This is a genomic window from Clostridiales bacterium (assembly GCA_014799665.1).
Lineage (GTDB): Bacteria > Bacillota > Clostridia > Christensenellales > Pumilibacteraceae > Anaerocaecibacter.
This window is the reverse complement of sequence record JAAVHP010000024.1, coordinates 1-5,855: the sequence shown is the minus strand read 5'-3', so window position 1 is coordinate 5,855 and position 5,855 is coordinate 1. Positions and strand designations below refer to the sequence as shown.

Here is a 5,855-nt window from a genome sequence, read left to right as displayed (position 1 = left end):
GAAGATATCAGAATGGAGTTGAGCGATTTCAAGCAAATGAATCCCGCAATTCTGGACGAATACGCAAAAGTGGGCAAAAAGGCCGATTCAATCCGTACATTATTAAAATTATTGAAGCAAATCGAGTTGTAACTTTTGTTATACAGGAAACTCTTTTGAAGGATGAAGATACAGTATTGCTCGGATCTGCACATGGAGTTTCATGATAATATGCGCTTCATGAAGTCACTGCCACTGGAGGTGGTCGGTGATGTACTTGTCATTGCCGGTGATGTCGGTTATCTTGTTGACACTACAATTCCGCATCTTAGATTCTGGAAATGGGCTTCTGAAAACTACTGTCAGGTATTGATGGTTGCTGGAAATCACGAATTTTACAACAACGGAGATATCGCAGCACAAGGCGATAGTTGGCAAAAGATGTTCCTTCCAAATGTCGGCTACTATCACAACAGAGTTGTGAGGATAGATAATGTTGATTTTATTCTCTCAACATTATGGTCAAAAATCCCACCTGTTGACGAATTCGCCATTCAGAACGGGATGAACGACTATGCTCAGATCCTTTATAACAAGCGGCGTCTTATCCCTCAGAACATCAACGATGAATATGAGAGAAACCTTTCATTTATCAAGAAAGCGGTAATGGAGAGCAATGCCGAAAATATAGTAGTTATTACACACCATCTGCCAACATTCGAAGCCATCGAAGATAAACATAAGGGAGGTGTGCTGAATGCTGCCTACGCCACCGAACTCGGTGATTTCATTGCCGACAGTCGTATCTCAGCATGGATTTATGGTCATTCACATCATAACACTGACCTAATGATTGGCAATACCCATCTCGTCAGCAATCCTCTCGGCTACGTCTTCTGTGGAGAAAATACTCACTTTAATGATTCCTCATTTATTGAATTATAATATATTTGTCCAATGTATCTACGTGCTAACACCCTTTTTAAGACTGAAGATTTGGGTTTAATATATAAAATTGAGGTGGATTCAACACCTCAAGGTTTGTTTTTTCAAAAATGGATAGTTTCATAAGTGGGTTAGCAATGTAAAAGCCGAATCTTTATAATTTTCAATTCCCTCAAATTTAATTGCATAAAAATGGATAAGACTCGTTTTGATAATATTATTAAGTCTATAGACTCTTCCGTACTAATGGATTTGGAGCAGATACGCCGTTATCTTCGTAGGGGCAAAGCTTCTGTTATGGTGGGCGCAGGGTTCTCAAAAAATGCTGTTATGAGCGAGGGCGTTAGAATGTGCGATTGGGGAGAATTATGCTCTCGATTTCATAAGGAACTTTATGGCCGCGAACCTCTTGACTATGAACTACGATTGAAGTCAGCACTGCGACTTGCCCAACAGGTAGAGAGTGTCAAGGGTAGGAATGCATTGGAAGAGCTAATCAAGGAATCGTTACCAAATAACGCAATTGCCCCGGGAGATTTGCATGAGAAATTGGTTAATCTTAACTGGAGAGATATTTTCACGACGAACTATGACACACTTCTTGAAGATGCTGCCATAAAAATATGCAAGCACTATAATGTTGTTACATCTAAGGATTCTCTCATATATCAACCTCACCCACGTATTGTCAAAGTACATGGTTCTTTTCCTGACAACCGTCCCTTCATCATTACTGAAGAGGATTATAGAACATATCCCTCGCGATTTCCAGAATTTGTGAATACAGTACGTCAGGCGTTGATAGAGACTCAATTCGTCTTAATTGGATTCTCAGGAGATGATCCCAATTTTTTGAGTTGGCTTGGATGGTTCCGCGATATTATGGGACATCGTATGTTGCCTGTCTATCTGATTCATATTGGATCTATGCCACATTTATCGGAATCTCAATTAATGGAGAAACGAGGTGTTCGGCTTATTCCGACAGCATCCTGTTCGACAGACGTTACTGAGGCTATCGATTTTATACTTTCATATCTTGGTGACGAATATCTTTCTGAGATCAAATGGTCTGGTAAAATATCTATAAATAGAATTACCAACGATTTATCTCTAAAAGAACTTACTATGGAAATGAGAACAATTAGAGAGTCATACCCTAATTGGCTCATTTTACCCGTTGATAAAATATATAATTTCAGTGATACATGGGAATTATTCCCGTTCTATGAAAAAAAATTTCAAGAGATTGAAAAAGATTCGGACAAGTTGGAATTTCTATCGGAATTGGATTGGCGACTATCCGTTTCTTTCATGCCTGTATGGATTGACCATTCATGGTATGTAAAAGCTCTAGAATGGGTGGCGGAAATCAGTGGAAATGTCACCGCTGATGCTCGTAAATATATTGAAAACCTTACTCTATCCTTGCTCAGAATTTTCCGTCAGCGGAGAGATGATAAGTTTTTGAGGTTACTTCAAAAAATCGAAAACAACTATAATAATGCTTCATATTCGATCTATCGTAAATTGCAGAATGAAAAGGCTATATGGTATCTCCAACACAATGATATTGCATCATGTAAGAAGATACTTGAATTATGGACAGTCTCGGCAGATGATTACAAAGGAGTTTTATGGAAATCTCGTATCCTAGTCGAAATCGGTGAGAATAGAAATGCGATAATGTTGCTGGAACAAAGTGTTGATGATGCTAGAAGAAAGTTATTGCTCAACGCTTCGTCAGATTTCCATTCAAGTGCGTTAATCATACTAGAAAGCTGTTTAAAAGTTGCTAAAAGGGAAAAACCGGACAATAATGTCAATACATTTCCTCCGTTCATCAAATATCGTGATTATGCAACAAAGGAAATGGATACAGAAAATAAAGGGGGGTATAAGCGCATTCACGGTTTTAATATTGGGAATACTACCAGTACTTGGTCTTCTGGAGGCAATGGGTATATTTTAAAATATGTTGGAGCGGCAAGATACTTTTTGATCGCGGAGGAATATGGGAGAGCTATAGGATTATACGCAGGATCTATAAATTCCGATGTCGCAAAAAAGGCATTGCCATTATTGGCTGAAATTGATATTAAAGGCGCGATCAGCTATCTTATTGAAGCGAACGATGAAAAATCGTTTGAGTTGACTTTCTCAAGAGATTTTTTGATGAAAAAATTTGATCAAACTGTTATTAATGGTATTTTCGATGAATTATACGAATATAAATCTTTAATACAAGGCGATAAGGATCAGATTTCTCCTCGCGATTATAATATTGTTATTCCGTTGTTGAGCAGGTTATGTGTTTTAACTGATGTGGATAGAGTTGAATTAATTACTCAACTTCTCATTCGCCTTCATGGAAAAAACACTGAGAATTTTACTGGATATCTTACCACAGCTTACAATTCCCTACCATTAGAACAATGTAAAACTATATGGTGGGAAATATTGAAAAAGCCTGTTGCTTTGGATTTTTATAATAATGATTATCCACGTCCTTCAGCGGTAATCAATGAATGGGAAGGCGATGAAAACGTAATTAACAATATAATTTGTGCCCTCAAAGTGGACAATCCTGACGTCCTCCGCGCTGGTGTGGAGCGACTTGGCGAGGTGTATTTACTACTGCCAGAAAAGTATCTACTTGAAATTGATAATTTCATAGCTTCAGAATGGGAATCATTTCATTCAACCAACATAATCAATGTACTCGGCGTAAATGTAAAGTCGTTAAACGGTAAGCCTTGGGAAGCAAATTTTAGGCATACTATAAATGAGTTTGTTGATAAATTTCTCTTAGGTCAAGTTTCGGGTATTTCTTCGTCTGTACCAATTGATAATTTCAGTGATAGTTTGGCATTATTTATTAATTGCCGTAAATATCTGACTACCGACCAAATAGAACGAATATTGGATAGGATCTGTTGCTTTATCACAGAAAATAGCAATTCTATCAGCGAAGATGATTCAGAAACTCTTATGGGAGGAATGCGTCGTTTCTGGACTGAGGCTATGAGAATGGTTAATCTATTCATATCAAGAACAAATATCGCTAAAGTCAGCCCTGGCTTGGTAGCTGATCTGTTAGGTTGTCTTAATGAATATAGAGATCTATTTCCATTTGCCACGTCTATAATAAAGATGCTGACTTTTGATGGCAGATTAATGCGTGCGGAAGGTAAGCATAATCAGAGACTGGTCCGCCATATTCTGTCAAAAAGTATTCAATCAGGTTCTCCGAGTTTTATTTATGATGGTTTCAACGCCGTACTAGAATGCTATAATAACAATGACGGTAAATTTGGAATGCAGAATATTGTCGAGGAGGTTATCAATCGGTTACACTATCTCCATGATGATATCTCTATATGTTATATTAAATGTCTTATGACATGGATACGTGTTGGCATCATTAAGGATCCAAAACTCAAGCGACTTATTAAGTTCCTCCACGAATTACCTGATAAAGTAATGATAAATCAGGATATTAGTTCTTCTGTTAAAGCTGATTTGCTATTTTACGGGGGGAGGCTTGTAGGTCAACTCTCAGAATATATGCAAAACAGTGATGAAATGAATGAATGTCGTATTCATTGGTCGTTAATAGTCGGAGAACTCCCTGCTGACATCAGAAAAGGTTTCTTTTTAGGGACGGAATTGGAAACTGGACGGAAAAAGAAGTGATTATATTCTATAATTCACATCCTAATTGGTTGATGAAAAGATTTAATACCTAACTAAAAAGCGTTCATAACAGATAATAGGACATTACCGGGAAGACTCTATATAGTGAGCGTATTTGAGATGAGCAAAATGATTTCATTGCGGTGATGGGGTACTCGTTACCCAATAGATGTTCAACTTTTTGCCTAAATGATTACCCATGTAGCATTGTTCTTTGCCCCTTCTCTGGTTAATAGTCCTTTTTCTTTTAATGAAACAATAGTGCGGTCGATGGTGCGCCTTGAGAGTCCTGTTTTGGTTGTGATGGTGGCAATTGAAATTTTAGGATCTTCCCTTATAAGCCTGACAACGGCCATCTCTTTCAACGTCAGTTTCACATTTTGTGCTTCCGACGTTTCTAATACGTCATTTTGGCGTTTAGCGGGATTCAAAACGTCAATTTGAGGTTTAGTGTCATTCCACCGAATATGTAGATAGCGGTTCTTCAATTCATTGTTCTCCCCGTAGATCAGGTTCCGGAAGAATAAAACGAGATATTCTATAGTTGGCTCAATGCCTTTAAGGGCATTACGATAGTTTGCCCTAACAAGTGCATTGCGAAAATACCACGAATGTTCTTTAAACATATCATTGGTGGCTGGAATACCCATTGAACGGAGATACTTTATCAAGAATACGGCAGTGGTTCGGGTATTACCTTCAGGGAAAGGATGGATCTGCCATATCCCTGAAATAAAACGGGCGAGATGTTCTATTATCTGAACCTGTGTCAATCCTTTATACCGGAAACTTCGTTCCTGTTCAAGATCGTATTCAATGGTCCGCGTCAGATCCTCAAATGGACCATAAAGCACTGTTTCCCCGTCAAGCACCCATTCCTTCTTAGTAATGTTGTATTCACGGAAGTCTCCGGCATGTTTCATTACCCCTTTGAAAATTCGGCGATGTAGTCCTGCTAATCCCTGTACCGAGAAAGAGAATGAAGACTCGGAAAGAATTCGGACAATATTCTTTGACACCTCGTCAGCTTCCTTTATATCTTCCGGTATCTCACGCGCAGCCTCACTGCGATAATAAGTGGAGATTAGTGCATCAACATCATCAATAGAGACCTCTCCCTCAATGTGCTTCTTAGCCGTTTCAATCAAATAGTCAGACACGCTCAAACCATCGACCTTTTGTAAGCCGATAGCCGTTTGCCACAACTCAGCCCTCTCTTTCGGGTCAGACTCCGT

Annotated in this window: 3 protein-coding genes; 2 read left to right on the top strand and 1 reads right to left on the bottom strand. The window is 38.6% G+C overall.

Features of this window, described 5'->3' with window-relative positions; translation table 11 throughout:
• Positions 1–162: 162 nt before the first annotated feature.
• Both HDT28_07775 and HDT28_07770 read left to right on the top strand, forming a co-directional pair.
• Positions 163–924 (top strand): metallophosphatase, encoded by a 762-nt coding sequence (locus HDT28_07775; GenBank protein ID MBD5132465.1) that lies wholly within the window; start codon positions 163–165, stop codon positions 922–924.
• Between the two features lie 192 nt (positions 925–1,116).
• Positions 1,117–4,620 carry an SIR2 family protein gene (locus tag HDT28_07770; GenBank protein ID MBD5132464.1) on the top strand — a complete coding sequence of 1,168 codons (3,504 nt, stop codon included), beginning with the start codon at positions 1,117–1,119 and terminating at the stop codon, positions 4,618–4,620.
• A gap of 185 nt (positions 4,621–4,805) precedes the next feature.
• Here HDT28_07770 and HDT28_07765 read toward each other — a convergent pair.
• Positions 4,806–5,855, bottom strand: a 1,050-nt coding sequence (locus HDT28_07765) for an HTH domain-containing protein (protein ID MBD5132463.1), incomplete at its 5' end; no start/stop codon positions are given.

Bases quoted from the DNA above. Each gene is read 5' to 3' on its own strand.
- HDT28_07775 (MBD5132465.1), top strand. From the start codon at position 163: ATGAAGATACAGTATTGCTCGGATCTGCACATGGAGTTTCATGATAAT.
- HDT28_07770 (MBD5132464.1), top strand. From the start codon at position 1,117: ATGGATAAGACTCGTTTTGATAATATTATTAAGTCTATAGACTCTTCC.